Origin of the sequence: Lachnoclostridium sp. An76 (assembly GCF_002161355.1) — a bacterium.
Lineage (GTDB): Bacteria > Bacillota > Clostridia > Lachnospirales > Lachnospiraceae > Mediterraneibacter > Mediterraneibacter caccavium.
Genome location: NZ_NFHL01000005.1, coordinates 222,516 through 237,672 on the forward strand (window position 1 = coordinate 222,516; position 15,157 = coordinate 237,672).

The 15,157-nt window shown below is 43.8% G+C and carries 20 protein-coding genes and 1 pseudogene; 5 read left to right on the top strand and 16 right to left on the bottom strand.

From position 1 onward, the window contains the following. Positions 1 to 82: 82 nt before the first annotated feature. From B5G27_RS10960 to B5G27_RS10970, 3 genes are read right to left on the bottom strand one after another with little or no spacing between them, the layout of a single operon-like run. Positions 83 to 2,716 (bottom strand): DEAD/DEAH box helicase, encoded by a 2,634-nt coding sequence (locus B5G27_RS10960; protein WP_087178903.1) that lies wholly within the window; start codon positions 2,714 to 2,716, stop codon positions 83 to 85. Next, positions 2,716 to 4,140 (bottom strand): HamA C-terminal domain-containing protein, encoded by a 1,425-nt coding sequence (locus tag B5G27_RS10965; RefSeq protein WP_087178904.1) that lies wholly within the window; start codon positions 4,138 to 4,140, stop codon positions 2,716 to 2,718. Before B5G27_RS10965 ends, B5G27_RS10960 begins: the two co-directional genes overlap by 1 nt. Positions 4,141 to 4,179: 39 nt before the next feature. Further along, positions 4,180 to 4,383, bottom strand: a complete 204-nt coding sequence (locus tag B5G27_RS10970) for a helix-turn-helix domain-containing protein (RefSeq protein WP_087178905.1) — start codon at positions 4,381 to 4,383, stop codon at positions 4,180 to 4,182. A 491-nt stretch (positions 4,384 to 4,874) separates the two neighbouring features. Between B5G27_RS10970 and B5G27_RS16040 the strand changes: the two genes are divergently transcribed. Further along, a complete protein-coding gene (locus B5G27_RS16040; protein ID WP_162611234.1) occupies positions 4,875 to 5,033 on the top strand; it encodes a hypothetical protein in 159 nt (52 codons plus the stop codon). Between the two features lie 230 nt (positions 5,034 to 5,263). Then, complete coding sequence (locus tag B5G27_RS10975; RefSeq protein ID WP_087178906.1) at positions 5,264 to 5,956, top strand: hypothetical protein; 693 nt, start codon at positions 5,264 to 5,266, stop codon at positions 5,954 to 5,956. A gap of 46 nt (positions 5,957 to 6,002) precedes the next feature. Here the strand turns inward: B5G27_RS10975 and B5G27_RS10980 are convergent, their stop codons facing one another. After that, on the bottom strand, positions 6,003 to 6,284 hold the full coding sequence (locus tag B5G27_RS10980; RefSeq protein WP_087178907.1) for a hypothetical protein: 282 nt from the start codon (positions 6,282 to 6,284) through the stop codon (positions 6,003 to 6,005). Between the two features lie 6 nt (positions 6,285 to 6,290). Continuing rightward, the gene (locus tag B5G27_RS10985) at positions 6,291 to 6,614 is read right to left on the bottom strand and encodes a SymE family type I addiction module toxin (RefSeq protein WP_087178908.1); all 324 of its coding nucleotides are present in this window, start codon (positions 6,612 to 6,614) and stop codon (positions 6,291 to 6,293) included. Between the two features lie 183 nt (positions 6,615 to 6,797). Here B5G27_RS10985 and B5G27_RS10990 point away from each other — a divergent pair, with 183 nt between their 5' ends. Beyond that, entirely contained in the window at positions 6,798 to 7,022 is a 225-nt protein-coding gene (locus tag B5G27_RS10990) for a hypothetical protein (protein WP_087178909.1), read from the top strand. Between the two features lie 61 nt (positions 7,023 to 7,083). Here the strand turns inward: B5G27_RS10990 and B5G27_RS10995 are convergent. The 11 genes and pseudogenes from B5G27_RS10995 to B5G27_RS11045 all read right to left on the bottom strand — a co-directional run. After that, positions 7,084 to 7,401 (bottom strand): annotated as a pseudogene (locus B5G27_RS10995) (23S rRNA (uracil-5-)-methyltransferase RumA); the annotation flags it as partial. 167 nt (positions 7,402 to 7,568) lie between these two features. Further along, the gene (locus B5G27_RS16045) at positions 7,569 to 7,739 is read right to left on the bottom strand and encodes a hypothetical protein (protein WP_162611235.1); all 171 of its coding nucleotides are present in this window, start codon (positions 7,737 to 7,739) and stop codon (positions 7,569 to 7,571) included. A 448-nt stretch (positions 7,740 to 8,187) separates the two neighbouring features. After that, complete coding sequence (locus B5G27_RS11005) at positions 8,188 to 8,598, bottom strand: HK97 gp10 family phage protein (RefSeq protein WP_087178911.1); 411 nt, start codon at positions 8,596 to 8,598, stop codon at positions 8,188 to 8,190. A 194-nt stretch (positions 8,599 to 8,792) separates the two neighbouring features. Then, positions 8,793 to 8,951: a hypothetical protein gene (locus B5G27_RS16050; protein ID WP_162611236.1), complete on the bottom strand. Its 159-nt coding sequence runs from the start codon at positions 8,949 to 8,951 to the stop codon at positions 8,793 to 8,795. 13 nt (positions 8,952 to 8,964) lie between these two features. After that, positions 8,965 to 10,053 (bottom strand): phage minor head protein, encoded by a 1,089-nt coding sequence (locus B5G27_RS11015; protein ID WP_087178913.1) that lies wholly within the window; start codon positions 10,051 to 10,053, stop codon positions 8,965 to 8,967. 67 nt (positions 10,054 to 10,120) lie between these two features. Continuing rightward, positions 10,121 to 10,321, bottom strand: a complete 201-nt coding sequence (locus B5G27_RS11020; protein ID WP_087178914.1) for a cold-shock protein — start codon at positions 10,319 to 10,321, stop codon at positions 10,121 to 10,123. Between the two features lie 23 nt (positions 10,322 to 10,344). Beyond that, on the bottom strand, positions 10,345 to 10,716 hold the full coding sequence (locus B5G27_RS11025) for a hypothetical protein (protein WP_087178915.1): 372 nt from the start codon (positions 10,714 to 10,716) through the stop codon (positions 10,345 to 10,347). A gap of 73 nt (positions 10,717 to 10,789) precedes the next feature. Further along, entirely contained in the window at positions 10,790 to 11,566 is a 777-nt protein-coding gene (locus B5G27_RS11030; RefSeq protein ID WP_143449700.1) for a hypothetical protein, read from the bottom strand. Between the two features lie 114 nt (positions 11,567 to 11,680). Next, positions 11,681 to 11,929: a Mor transcription activator family protein gene (locus tag B5G27_RS11035; protein WP_087178917.1), complete on the bottom strand. Its 249-nt coding sequence runs from the start codon at positions 11,927 to 11,929 to the stop codon at positions 11,681 to 11,683. A gap of 103 nt (positions 11,930 to 12,032) precedes the next feature. After that, positions 12,033 to 12,212: a hypothetical protein gene (locus tag B5G27_RS11040; RefSeq protein ID WP_087178918.1), complete on the bottom strand. Its 180-nt coding sequence runs from the start codon at positions 12,210 to 12,212 to the stop codon at positions 12,033 to 12,035. Then, positions 12,209 to 12,646 (bottom strand): hypothetical protein, encoded by a 438-nt coding sequence (locus B5G27_RS11045; RefSeq protein WP_143449702.1) that lies wholly within the window; start codon positions 12,644 to 12,646, stop codon positions 12,209 to 12,211. The genes B5G27_RS11040 and B5G27_RS11045 overlap by 4 nt, the downstream gene beginning before the upstream one ends. Positions 12,647 to 12,866: 220 nt before the next feature. Between B5G27_RS11045 and istA the strand changes: the two genes are divergently transcribed. Together istA and istB are read left to right on the top strand one after the other, a co-directional pair. Further along, a complete protein-coding gene (gene istA / locus B5G27_RS11050; protein ID WP_206608963.1) occupies positions 12,867 to 14,321 on the top strand; it encodes an IS21 family transposase in 1,455 nt (484 codons plus the stop codon). Beyond that, complete coding sequence (gene istB, locus B5G27_RS11055; RefSeq protein ID WP_242958187.1) at positions 14,318 to 15,073, top strand: IS21-like element helper ATPase IstB; 756 nt, start codon at positions 14,318 to 14,320, stop codon at positions 15,071 to 15,073. The genes istA and istB overlap by 4 nt, the downstream gene beginning before the upstream one ends. The last annotated feature ends 84 nt before the right edge of the window (positions 15,074 to 15,157 follow it).

A 15,157-nucleotide genomic window follows, 5' to 3' on the forward strand; every position in this document is an offset into this window, starting at 1 on the left:
TCCTCCAACTGTTTGTCTCTGTGGAGCTTACACTCCTTCACTTTCATTCTATTCTATATGCTGTCCCAAAAAACGGACTTGGTCATTGTTGATACACAAAAATCTCTGGGCTGTTATACCTTATCTGCTCCGCTTCCCTTCTGATGCTCTGGTTCTCAATTTCAAGAAGTTCGCCTCTGATACGAAGTTTTCCATCTTTCGTGCGAATAACATAGTCTCTTCCTTTGGCAGTCATATATGTCGCAGCCTCACGCGTGAAGCCGTTTCTTTGAATCCAGATTGCGGTAGGATCTGTAGATCCGTACTCAACAAACTCATACCAATCCATAAATGCCTCGTCCAGGTGCACCGCTCTATATTCCTTGGAAAACCTAAGGAAATAGTTTGATATCCTGAAAAGGATAATATCCTCGATGTCCTCCAGCATATTTCCAATAAGAGCATTTACATGCTCCGGTGTTTTTTCAAAGACAACATAATGCCCCCGATACTTAACAAGGGCCTGCTTTTTATTTCTTATCGGATCCTCCTCATGCAGTCTGTTTATTTCCTCATTCTGCACAATCTGATTAGCCACCATTCTCTCTATGGGCATACCGGATACCCACTGGTTGAGCACGAACGCATAATGCTTCAGTCTTGTCAGGTCATTGCTCTCTTTATTTCTATAGCCAAGTGTATCCATCTCGTATGTTTCCCACTTGAAGATCTCGCATAACTCAACCAGGAAATTATACAATTCGGTATAGTTTGCCTTTCCGCCAATATGGATTGACGGATAATGTAGTCCCGCCCTGATTCTATCTTGAAGTTTTTCGGTTTGATCTACTGACAGCGTGATATCTTCATCCATTGGATTCTCTGTATCACGGAATCGGTCTACGATCTTTTTCTCCACTTCCGGCTTCAGATATTCTGCAAACTCTTTTCTCACTCTGCTTTGTCGCTCATTCACAATGTCTTTCAAAAGTATATTGCTGAACTTACGAATAAGAGAGTACTCGTTTGGAGACTGGTCCGGTTCTTTCAAAAGCTCTGTATTGCCACTTTCCAGCGTTCTCACAATCTTCTCTTTCTGTTCATCGCTCAGAGCTGTAACAAGCGACAGCTTCTGCGGTTCTATTTCCTCCTTCAGCAAAGACAAGAATTTTTCCTTATTCGTCCGCCACTTTATCGCAACAAGGAATACATTCCCGTACAAATTAAACTCTATTCTTCCTACGCGTCCCATCAGGTTCCTGAAATCCACCGGTCCCATATCGCCACCGTTTTTATGGCTTGTGATAAATAGGTTATCCGCAGGGAGATTTACCCCTTCAAGCAATGTGCTGGTGCAGAACAACGTCTTGATGGAACCCTTTTTATAAAGCAGTTCAATTCTCACTCTGATGGTTGCCGGCAGATATCCCATATGATACGCAACACCCTTCGTGATAATATCCGCCAGATAATAGTAGCTGTGAACCTCATTTCGAATATCCTCAGCTAACTGTTGCAGCTCCAAATCCGGAAGTGGATCCAAAGGATCAGCATATGCCAAAGCGTATTCGATCACCCTGTCTTTATTGTTTGAATATATAATGTTCCGCTTTCCCTCTCCGATTTCTCGAACAAAATCAAGCAATTCCTTGTTCGGATCAAAAGAGGAAAGCTTTGTGAGCTTTTGTGTACTCTCGTTATATGAATAGAGATCATGCCCTTTGCAATCGATCAGGAATTTTTCCTGATTGACCGGAGAAAACCTTGTCGCAAGAGTAAAGCTTTCTCCTTCTCCTTTTTCCGTCACAAGCTGCAGGTAGATGTCCGGATTAGGAATATTGGGAGACGCAAAGATAATATGCGGCGCATGGTCTCTTTTCGCCAGCATATCCACGATCTTGTAGTAATAAGCACTTCTATCATCTCTCTGTGATATTTTATGTGCCTCATCAACGAATAAGTATTCCATCGGCATATCCGGCAGGAGGATCAGAAGATAAAGCAACCGTTCCGGTGTCATGACAAAGATGAAATTATGCTCTTCCTCAAGTGCGACTGCACCAGCTGAGGTAACTATTCTGTAGTTCTTTTCATACAGGATATTCCCCAAGTCTTCTGTTATGTTGGCAGTCACTTCGTTGATCAAAGCCTTAGTAGGCACTACTATTGTAAAATTGCCATCTCCGTATTTTTCTATCTTCTCCTTTATGTACATCCTCATCACATAGGACTTGCCCAGCGATGTCGGAGCGGAATAACTCAGGAACTTCGCAGAGAATTTGTCGTATATCTCTTTTTGCGCCTTGAAAAAGTATTTGTCGGGAGCTGCTGGTATACGCAAATAGTCCTGGCTGAACTGAGTGAACAACCTCTCATAGAGCTCACTGCTTCTATAATCCGCAGCCTTTATGTTCATACCTCTGAAATTTGTAACATTTGTCAAGACGGATCCTAAATAATATCGTATCCGCTCATCCTCCGGGTCAAGCGCATGAAGAAGAGCCACGATTTCTTGCGCCATTAGCTTATGCTGTTCAGCCTTTTCGGCATCAACCGACTTTGACAGAATGTCGGCAAATCGCAACAGATCCCGAACATTCAATTCCCTTGCTTTTACATCTTTAAGCCCAAAAAGCTGCAAACCATAGTTGAAAAGCAAATTATCGTACAGCTTATTGAGATATTCATTTTGTTCGATGTCCTTATAGATAGCGGCACCGATTGTTGTCATTTCCATCAAGCGGTACCCCCTATAAGTTCAGTCATAATAGAACTCCTGTCGTTATCCGCATCATTAAACGGAAGAACATATATGTAAAAAGAATCCGCGCCCATCTTAAGATCAGCTATTCTCTCCTGAACTCGTACAAGTGCTTTTTCAATGTCCTGCTCAATCCTCTTAACTACCGCATTTGTATATTCATCACGGCTGAAGTCTTCCGGATTCAGATCAAGTGTATATCCAAGGAAAACACCGTAAGCAGTACCGGCACCAGAATCGCCGCCATCTTCAGGTATCACAATTTTTTTGATTAGATGTGCGGTTGTTATATCAATTGACTTATTAAATTCTGCACTATTAACTAGCTCCATGCCGGACAAACGATCCGATCTCAGCTTTTCAATTACCTCAAACGCCTGATCCACAGCACGCTCAAGATTACCTTGGAGGTTTGATGCTCCGTAAACCAGTTCATACGTTGTATTTGATCCGGGAATCGTTAAAAAATGAATTCCGGAGCAACGATGTTCTGTACTCAATTCAATAGCACTCATAAGCTTGGGAGCTTTAAGTACTTCCTCCAGAAAGGCGTAGATCAGCATCTCTCCCAGTTCATTACCTGTGGCATGTGCTCTTACGTACTGAGCCGCCTCCATTCCCAGGCTCTCAACATCATCCTTCAGATATTTCTCAATCTCAGCACGGTTAAAAACATATCTGCCTATATTTGCATTCAAAAGCTTTCTCAACCACGTATAGTCGAATCTATTCGACTCTATGCGGTATCTGAAGGCTTTTATATGGTTATGTCCTTTTATCTGTAGGTTTCCATCTACTACAGGCATAAAGGCCCTGCAGAAATATTTCTCCTGAAGAGTCTTTGTCAGAATCACATCAGGCGCAATCACTCTGGCGTTGAAGGTAATACTAGAAGCATCTGACGCAAAAGAGTCTATATAGGCTCTGTCGATATATGCCACCGATTCTTTCCCATAGTGGTTTTCTACCTTACCGGCAATCAAAAACAGATCCGCCAGCACTTCCGAAGGAACAAATACAAGCTTACGAAGCCACTGCTCTCTCGTGACATCCGGATTCTTAAAAAGAGGATCCTCGATATCATCATTGCGGATTATGTCCTTAAAAGCACAAATTCCCTTCTTAAGAGTCTCTATGTCAAGCTGAGGAACAATTTTCTTCTCAAAATAGTCCACCACATAGTCCCTGTTGGCGGATGCAGTGGCTGTTGTTATCTCCGAGGCAAGCGACCTTTCGCATCTTGCATAATTAGAGATTGTAGTTTCATCCACATACTGACCGTGTAGTTCATTAACGGAGGAAATGAGTGTTTGACCAAATTTATGTTGTTTTACATCCTGCAACGGATCTTTGCACAACAGCAGTACTTTAATAAATGTACCGAAGCAAATTCGTTTCACACTGATTCCTCCTTCCCATGAATATTTCAAATCTCCACATTATTCTTTGATGTAGTCCACTATGTCACCGAAGTTACAGTCCAGAGCTTCGCATATCCTGCCAAGAACCTCCATGCTGACCGGCTGATCCTTCCCCATCTTAGCCATAGTAGAAGATGTGATGGTCGCTTTCGCCATCAAATCTTTCTTCATCATCTTCTTGTCGATTAGTATCTTCCATAGTTTGCTATAGCTAAATTTCATTTGGTTTCCTCCGCTAATCCAGAGCTTAAATCTATGTATACTATCCCTATCTTGAGTAGCATATCATAAAAATCCACTTTTCGCAAGTTGAAATCACTTATCTCCAAGTCCGTTTTGCCAAAACAGAATTTCAATTCACTATTAATAAATTTTTAAAAATTAGTGTCTCTGTACATGCTTCCGTTTTCTCTAAACTGCTTGTTCCAACTGATACTCATACACCTTTTGCCTGTCTTGAGTGCCAAATCCCCATCACCTGAAATTGCCAAGTATGCCAAGTCAATGCCAAGTCCCTTGTCATGGGATCTCATCGGAAAATGCCGTAATTTATTGGTGAAGGCAGCAACCAGGCGATGAGCAGTTCCGATCAAGCTGTGTCCGAAAGTCGCCAAGCCTTCTTTATCAATCCATGCCGAAGCTCATAGGACGGCTGACGCATAGAAAGGTAAAAGGTAGCCAATATGTGTCAACTCAGTAAAGAAGACTGGCTCATGAATATTGAAAACACAGCCGCTGAAGCTGAAAAGAAATACGGTGCTGAAGCAGTTGAATTTGTTTTCAAAAAGTATGGTGCCACTTGTTCAGAAGACCTGAATCCTTCCGACTATTCAGAAGTGTTTGGGGAACTGTACCAGATGTCAGTAGACTAATCAAATGCCCTGAGCATGGCAATAAAAGGCTCTTCGCCGCGGGTGGTTGCCGATCTTGTGCACAAAGTGAGGTGCTCTACCGCCACCCAAAGCGAAGCAACTTGCAGGTGTCAGTTCAAGTAGAGCAGCTGACCGATTTGTAGGAGGATCCCTATGAACGGTCATCTGAAAGAACAAATGAATAACAGCCGCTTGGTTTCCTCCACAGCCAATCTACGGAGGAAATCAAAATGGCTAAGATTACAATTGAATATTGCAACAAGTACAGTTCCTATGATGGAACTCCCGTAACTGAAGGCAAAGTTCTCGCACCGGTTCTGATCTCGGATGCAGAATTCCAGAGTAACAACACGATCATTCCGGAGAACCTGAGAACCTGGAAGCACTACGGTGTTCCGTTCAGAGTCGGATTCATGGTGGTGGACGAAGCTGATTTCAACAAGATGCTCTCCCTCTACTATTCCGGCATCAACGACTATTTTGAAGAGCACCCGGAGCTCCGTCCCGGCAGATGCGTTCTCGGATGGGATAACGAAGGCTTTCCGATCCTCTGCAGCAAGGAGAACCGTTGCAAGGGCTGCCCCAGACGTGCAGAGCACCTTCCGCGCTTCAAGAGCCGTGAGGACTTCATCCAGTTCACATCCTTCCAGGACACCCACGAAGATGAGGACGGCAACACTGTCGGTCTCGACATCGCGGATCCCAATGTAAATGTTGAGGAAGAAGCGATTCTCGAAACACTCTTCACGGAGCTGGTGGAATACCTGGGCAAAATCAGCCCCCGTTACGCCAAGATCGTCACCCTCGGCAGGCAGGACTACTCAAAAGAACAGATCATTGCTGAGCTCGGTCTGAAGCCGTCCCGTGGCTATCAGGAAATCAACGCAGCGAAAGAACTGACGAAGAAGTTCCTCGAACTGTAAAACACACGAATGGCGCTGTCGGATCCGTTCCGATAGCGCCACTCTTTTATCTTCTGACCGGCTTACGCCCATTGAGCTGGAAACGGTCATGGCTCTTAATGCTTTTTACCGCTTGTCTCAGACTGATCGCCCTTCCATGCTGATGGTAAGGGCAGGAAGCAAAATGCGAATGAAAGATGATAACTGTTCCCGGCTCCGGATAGCCCGGACTGTGCAGGCTCCAGTAGTGACCGGTGTTATTGGATTTGATGGTTACATCATAGATATCCTTGTAGATAACGGTAAAATAGTTTGAGTCCAGAGAAGCAAGTTCATTTGCATCAAACATAGGCGATCACCTTCCTTCCGCCACATACATAGCCTCCCTCTCCGCCACAATCTGCTGCCGGATCTTCTGCTTCTCAGCGTCAAATCTCTTCTGGAGCAAAGCCATCTCTCTATCAAGGAATTCCTTCTCCCTGCTCTCCGTCTCGGCTATCATAGTATCCGGCGTGATGATAAGCTTTCCGTCCTCGCATTTTACCAGCACTGCCTCGCCGATCTGGAAGCCCAGCTCTTCCAGCCACCGTCCCTGAAGTCTGAGCTGCGGAGAAGGATTACTTCCATAGTTCCAAATGCTGCTGATCTTAAGTGATCTGTATTCTTTTTTCTTTGCCATTCTGAGGTCCTCCTTTTTCATTGATTGTCATATGCTGTTTTTTGTTGGGATATGGTCGCATGTCCCATAATTCGTATTATAGGACATAGTCGCATGTCCGTCAAGAAAAAATGTATGGTCGCATGTCCAAAAGTGTGTTATACTCATTTTGTGTAAAAATCCATCCCCAAGGAGAATAAGAACATGGCAGAGAAAAAGGACAGCCGCCACAGAACCCTCACAGAGGCTCGTAAGGCAGCTAATAAGCGCTATATTGATAAATTCGTAGAGGTGAAGGTTAGAATGACTCCTGAGCACCGCACAGAGGTTCAGCAGCACGCTCAGGAAATGGGTGAAAGCACCACCGCCTTCATTAACAGAGCGATTGACGAAACAATGGCTCGCGACAAGGAACCAAAAAAGAAATGATGACAATCGAAACTACAATGAACAAGGCAGCCGGGATCTGATTCCTGACTGCCTTTTCTTTCTAAATCATCTGAAAATGTATGAACGCATCCTTGATGGCTTTTCTCTTATCCTCCGGGCACTGAGGAACTCTGTTCCCCTCCGTCTTCGGAAGATTATAATTGATCCTCTCCACAATTCCGCATTCTCTTTTGACCTGGGCGATATACAGGTTTGACACTTTCAGCCCGAATTTTTTCAACACGTAGGACTTGATTTCTTCATAGGTTGCCTTGGTTTCCGCACTGGATACTTCAAGCTCTGAGATATCCAGATCCACTTCAATTGTCGTATCCGGCTTGCGTTGGGACAAAAGGCAAACCGTCTCCACATGCACCGTTTGTCATAACCGCTAAAAAGTTCAGTATTTAAGAGATATGTGCGCTTTTGTGCGTCCGCTGACAGGCTTGAAAGCAAGGCATTTTTTAATAGTTCAGTGTTTCGGGTCTGTCTGCGCTTGTGTGGGATATTCTCAGCGGGTGGCAAAAGGGTGGCAACGCCACCATATCAATAAATCAAATCATCTTCATACTTTGGCGGGCGTTGCTTCTTCCCCGTACTGATGCACTTCTGGATTTCTGAAATAATCTCTTCATCCGTTTTCTGAAATCCAATATAAAAGAAATACCTTTCACCAAAGTATTTTTCATATTCTTCTAACGCTTTCTGTAATTCCATAGAGATCACCCGCAACACTGAATTTCCTATTGAACACGCTGAACAATCGTGTTATATTATAAGTGAAAAGGGAACAACCGCCCACAAGGGGTTGACCTTATGAAGTAAATAGCAACATAGAAATTACCACCTCTTCACTCGCCAAAGTTACCGGGGTGGTTTTTCTATGCCTAAAAACATTATCGACAGAACGTAAAAACGAATGTCAGCAATGCCAAAATGAACATCCCGAAAGCTATCAGGTCTTTGAAATCAAAAGGTTTCTTGTCCATCAGCACCACCCCCATTCTATGTAAGAATAGAGGTCAGCCACCCTGCAACACGGTTATTCCCTGCCCATATTCTACCATGTTCTTATACCTCTGACAACTCATATAATCGCCATATAGCCATGAAAAAAGCAAAGACGGATATTTCTTCGCCTTTGCTTTCTCATTGCTTATATAACCTATTTCATACCGCTTTTGATAATCTCTTCTAATCGCCTTTTCAATGCCGTCTTACTTGCCGTATATGCGTGATGCATTGGTCTATTCGGTGATTTACCGTAAGTGTGGTGATACTTGCCCTTAGCGTCCTTATACACCCAACCGCCTTTACGCCCATTTCCTTTCAGGGCATATTCACCTGTTCCAAATTCTTCCCAGATCGCATTTTCAAGGTTACTTCCAACTATTGCAGTCAGATCAGACTCATTGACCTTATACTTATATGACCCTTTAGTTTGTCCGGTGTCCACTCTGCTATTCTGCTGAATTTGTGATGTAAGATCACCGCCCGCTTCATACAGAAATCTTATCAGGCTTTCAGACAAGCGTCTTTTTACCTCTGCACTGTTATCTTCAAACTGTAATGACATTAAAATACACCCGCCTTTTTCATTCTGGTATATACCATTTTAACAAATCTGCATTTCTGTCTTCTGCTGTCGCACGAACGGAACACCCTTAAAATAAGATTTTTACAATAAGTCTGTGTTTCTTCATCATAACGGTTGATTTCCGACAAGATTCTTTTTAATTTTCTCTTTGCAAACATCTAATCACCCCTATTTCAGTCATCTGTTGGAATTTCTTCCAACACCTGCAACGCTTCTTCTGGACTCAAACAACTATTTTCTGATAAAGCCCTGTCAATCTCTTCTTTGGTGGTGGTACTAACCCTTTTATGCGCCATCTGCTGCATTATCTCCAAAATATCCGTCATAGCCATAACCGCCCCCCCCTTATTTATAGTCAGACCGCTTATAGATCGGGGTTGCATTCAGCAGCTTAATATATTGGTTATATTCCCGGTCTGTCAGCCTGTTCAATAATTTTTCATCAAAATATTTTGTCTGATACCTCTCACGCAGCAGATCAACATAGTTCATATACTGGATATTTTCTTTTGAGAAGAAATCTTTCTTGAAATCATCATAAGATTTTTTATCCTCAAAAGATTCAAGCTGCTTAGAAAAATTATTCATCTTGCAGATACCGCCCTCTAACATCCATCTGGCACGTTGAAGGGAATAACATCTGCACTGAATATCTTCTGATGCAATACCAAAATCACCCGGATACATAGCTTTGCGCCCTGCAATCTCAAAAGGTTCACCTATTTCTTTTATTTGTCCATCAAGCTGTCTATGATGTGGTCTTGTTTTTCCGTCAAGGGTGCTATCCCACATTTTTACGACTTCCGCACCTCTGTCTTTTGCTTCCTGCTGTGCATGGAAAGCAGATTCGTTCTGTATGCGGTGTCCTTCTGTCCGGGCGATTCTGATAGCATTATTTAACGCTACTCTGAACGGACTGTTCATACCTTTGGTGATCTCCACCGCCATTTCAAGCCATGACGAACCGTTAGCCGTTCCCCTTGATAGTTCAGCCTGTATTGAACTTTTCAATTTTTGCGTGCTCTCCCCAAGTCTTTCATACATACCTTCTGATAATTTTGTATCAGTCTGTAGAGCTTTCACAACCTGTTCCTGATTGATCGGGAATATCAGCGGAACACCCTGCCCCCTGATATCGTACAACACACCAAGAAAACCGTTTTCATAACAGGATTGTAAATACTCCTGTATATTCTTATATGTGTGGTCTGTCAAATCTTTCAAAGCCGCTTCAATCTGCTTTTTCAAAACTTCCTGATATTTTCTTTGGTATATGATCGTCTGTAAATTCTGCATATCCGTCCGGCTATTTAATTCAGCAATTTTCTTTTCACAGTCTTTTTTCGCCCGTTCAAAAGCCCGTTTTAATTTTTTTATGATATCATTTTCGCTGTCAAGCTGCGCTTGAAGCACTTCTTTCTGTCGTTTATTCATAACGTTCACCGCTCCTAAAAATCAATGGTGGCAGCCGGGAACTACCACAGCCACCACCAAAGATAACTTAAATAAATCTGACGTCAGCCGCAGCGGTTCCCTTCTCTGTCTCCCGTGTCTCATATACTACACGCTGACCAACCGCCGGATAATCGCCATTGGTTCCAGTAATCTGTGAGATATGGACAAATACAGACTGATTGCTTTCATCATCTGCGATAAATCCAAATCCTCGCTCATTATTGAAATATGTAATCTTTCCAGTCATTTCCTTGATTTCCTTTCTCTCTATCAACGATAGCTTTTCTTTAATTCAACCTTTAATGGTATTCCCGCCCAAGAAAGGCAATGTTCAATATAACTACCATACTTCTGATTGCGGTTATAACTATTTGACAAGTCAACGCCGTCCGCTTCAAGTTTCTTTATTTTCAGATCACGATATACAGAATTAATTGTTGCGGGGATTGCCCGGTGCAACTTACACATTTCATTCGCCTGTTGTACCAGATCAAGAATCTGCTGATACACCACATTTTCTTTTGGAATCAAAGCCCTTAGAGACTCTTCAATTTCTGCAAATGTTTCTTCTGTTATGTCTGTACTTTCAATCTTCTTCCGAATCGCATCACAATCGCTTGCAAGATCATTATGGGTATACATAATTTTTCAACTCCCTTCTTTAATTAATGTTTCCAGTCATTTCTTTGGTTTCCTTTCTTCTGCGCCGCCATAATTACCACGGATTTTTACGACTTTCAAAAGTTTTTCTTGTGATCGTTATTTCCGGTTTCCAGAACTTCCCTTTTCTTACATCATTATGCTTCTGAAGCTGTTCAGCTTCAATCTGGTCAATTCTCTGCTGCGTTGCATCATCCTTATAAATTTTTGCTTTCAGCAGGCTTAAAACTGCGTCTTCTTCATAACCATCAAGCCGAGACTGAAACATTGTATAATGTTCATCCGGGTGCCGCATTCCTTCACAAGACAGATGCACAAAGGTATCAAAAATCTTTTCTTCCGCTTTTCCCGCATTTCTCGCCTTCATAAAAGCAACCGCATAATCAGCAGATTTTTTGTTAAGTTCTCCAATCATCTTCTGTTCAGCGGCATATTTTTCAATCACCCGAAGCATAGTAGGATTATCACTATACTTTTCGATAAGTTCAATGAGTTCATCAATCGACATCTGAAAACCCGCTTTGATCAGATTCATCAAGTTCAGATCAATCTTGCTACCGTCCGGTGTGTAATAATCATGCACTTCCTTCATGTAGCCGTCTTTCTGCTTCTGAATAGCAGCCCGGCAATTTGCAACCGCCGTCTGTGTATCAGTATTGAACTTACTGATAATACTTTCCCGTTCTTTGCTTATTCCATCTTCTGAAAATTTCCATCCTGACACTTTCAGATTTTCAAGCGCTGTATCACGTTCCATTAACGCCGCTTCTATCTCTGAATAGGCGTTCCAGATGATTTCTTTGGTCGCTTTGACATACTTTTCAAGTTCCATATCCATCTACCTTTCTTTTGATATATTTGTTATAAAACAACTGTATCATAAGAAAATTACTGCCGCACCTTCCACTTTCTTAGAAAATGACAGAAAAAATGAGGTAACAAAATGCTACCCCACTTTTGCTATAATCCTTCTGATCTGGCTTTCAGACAGTCCGTATAGTTCCATCAGATCAGGTACACTTGCACCGCTGTAATATTCCTGTTGGATTGCCCTGTTCCTTTCCTGCTTGTCCTTTGGTGATCCTGCTGCCGGAAAATAAATCGTTTCCCCGGCGAACATGACCAACAGTTTTATGTATACGTCCGCATCAACCAGTGATTTCAGTTTGTTCAACGCACGTTCATTTTTACTCATATTATCCCGCCTTTCCGGGTTTCAATAATTATTTGTTGTGGAAATCAGCCTGATTATCTCCCATAAAGTCAGCGTATTCCAAACAAATCAGGCAGATCATGGGCTATTTTGCCACCGATCTGCCACCCTTTTTCTTCCTGCGATAGTGTTTCACTGTCGGAGCGTTTACAGACAACAGCAGCACATCATCATTTTTCAGCAGATCGGCAAGCTGTAATTGCGTCATGTTCCGCTTTACTTCCACACTGTCCAACAAATAGACCACTTTTAAATCTGCGCTCATGCCAACACCTTAACCCTTATATGCGGCGATATCTCCGTTACATGGGTGCAATCCCGGAAAGCATCAGGGTATAGTTCTTTTAACTTCTTCCCGTCTACTGTCCTTCTGGCGAACTTCTCCACATAATTGATTTTTATGTTGGCGTTTTCCAGTTTTTCAACCTGATTTTCCTGCATTTGTTCCAGAATTGCCGCCTTTATCTCCGCTTCTTCATCAAGTATCTGCTGTTTCTTTCGCTGAACCTCTAAAATACGGTTCATCAGTTCTTTGATCTGTTCACTGTTCTTCATGTGGTCAATCACCCATTCATTAAAAAAATCCCTGTGTACTTCTGAAAATTCCTGTACTGCATCATCATGCAGTCTTCTGATCCACCCAACACCATGCTTTAATTCACTGGCGATCTGTGGAAAAGCCTTAAACTGGATATACACTTTATAAAGTACCTTCTCATACTTTAGGTTGTGCAACCCCCTTATCTTGCTTATGATTGTTTATGATACACTAAATTTACCGAAAAAAAGCGTCAGAATTCCCTGAAAAAAGCAAGGGAAATTCCCTAAATAAAGCGGGACATATTGATTCCCCTTTACATTATATTTATCCTTTATCTAAGCACCACCAAAGATAAAGGAGGAAAGGAAGATGCTCACTATGTCCCAAATCAATCATATCAAAGACTTGAGCAATTGTGGATACCGGATCAGTGAAATCTCTAAAAAAACAGGTGCTGATCCCAAAACGATACGCAAGTATCTTGCGCAGGATGATTTCTCACCGCAGCCACCCGTTATCCAGGAGAAGCCATCCAAACTGGATCCCTTCAAGCCCATCATCCAGGAGTGGCTGGACGAAGACAAGAAACATTGGCGAAAGCAGCACCATACCGCTCAGAGAGTCTATGAGCGTCTCGTGGAGGAACATGGCTATACCGGGAGTTACAGCATTGTCCAACGCTACATGAAGAAATGCCGTTCCATCCAAACGGAGAAAGCAAACCTGGAACTGATCTGGGATCCCGGACCTGCACAAGTTGATTTTGGGGAAGCTGACTTTTATGAGGCCGGGAAGCTCTGCCGCAAGAAATATCTGACCGTGTCGTTCCCTTACAGCAATGATGGATACAGCCAGGTATTCGGCGGAGAAACTGCGGAGTGTGTCTGCCAGGGCCTGCAGGATATCTTTGAATTTATCGGCGGCGTACCGCCGTTACTGATCTTTGACAATGCAACCGGTGTCGGGCGGCGGATTGGCGATGCGATCCATGAATCAGAACTTTTCTCCCGTTTCCGAGCCCATTATCACTTCCGGGTGCGCTTCTGCAACCCCTATTCCGGCTGGGAAAAAGGGAATGTGGAGCGCAAGGTTGATTATAACCGTGCGAACCTGTTTGTTCCGGTCCCGCATTTCAATGAGATAGAGAAGTACAACCGGAAGCTGCTTGCCCGCCATGAAAAGAAAGCTTCCGAACTCCATTATAAGAAACAGATCCCTATCCGGGAATTGTTTGAAGAAGACAGGAAAGCCCTCCTGATGCTGCCGCCAAAACGGTTCGATGTCTGCCGATATGAATGGCTGAAAGCGGATGGTTTCGGCAAAGTCTGTATGGATGGAAAGCATTTCTATTCTACCAGGCCGGAAAACGCAAACAAACAGGTGCTGGTGGGAATTCGTGCCCATACCGTTGACATTCTTACAGAAGGCGGACAGGTCGTCACGACTCACCGGCGCGCTTACGGAGATAACCGCACGGATATCAGCGATTACAGTACCACGCTGGCTGTCCTGATGAAAAACTCCGGAGCATGGGGAAACAGCGGGCTGCGCCGCGAAACACCGGATGCTTTAAGGGCTTACATGGATGCCCAGCCGAAAGAGAAACTGAAGGACTGCCTCCGGATCATGAATGAGCTGACCAGCCAGTACGGCTTTCAAGCAGCGGCCAGCGCTATGGAGATGGCCTGTACAAGAGGCAGTATTAACATCTGTGATGCTTCCGTGCTTGCCGCAAGGATTACCGGATATGGCATTTATACACCGCCGGAGGCAGGCCCATCCCTTGCAGTATATGATGATATGTTTCTGAAGGAAGGAGACACTGTTTCATGATGACACCGAAGATGAAAGAGGATTTCTGTACACAGATCCTTGGAGCAAGCCGGCAGCTCTTCCTTTCGGGCAGGATTTCAGAGATCTGCCGGGAAAAAGGGACGCAGAAGCAGCTGGAGTTTATTCTGGAACTGCTGCAGGCGGAATTGACTCTCCGGGATGAAAACCGACGAAAACGTCTGATTAAACGGGCCGGGTTCCCAACCTATAAGACCTTTGAGGGGTACAGCTATCACTGCGTAAAATTTCCCCCTGCATTCAGCAGGGAGGAACTGGAAACCCTTGAGTTTGTCCCGGGGAAAAAGAATCTTGTGCTTTACGGTCCAGTGGGCATCGGTAAAACCCATATGGCAATCGCAGCCGGCGTAAAGGCCTGCAATCTCGGTTACAAGACGAAGTTTTATACCGTAACAGAACTTGTGCTGAGGCTTGCGGAATCGCGGAAAAACGGGACGCTGGAGCGCCTTCTGCGGGATCTCCGCAGCCTTGACCTGCTCATACTGGATGAATGGGGATATGTACCAGTCGATAAGGACGGATCCCAGCTGCTGTTCCGTGTTATATCTGACAGCTATGAGAGCAAGAGCCTGATCCTGACAACCAATCTGGAATTCTCAAAATGGGGAGGGATCTTTACGGATGACCAGATGGCCGCTGCAATGATCGACCGGCTTGTCCATCACGGACATTTATTGATCTTCGAGGGGAAAAGCTACCGAATGGAGCACGCCCTCATGCGCAGGGATGCATAATGCCCGCTGAAGGCAGGGAAAATCCCTTGCTGAAAAAAGGGAATTCCGACGCTTTTTTCAGGGAAAAGTACTTGACAAAAAACA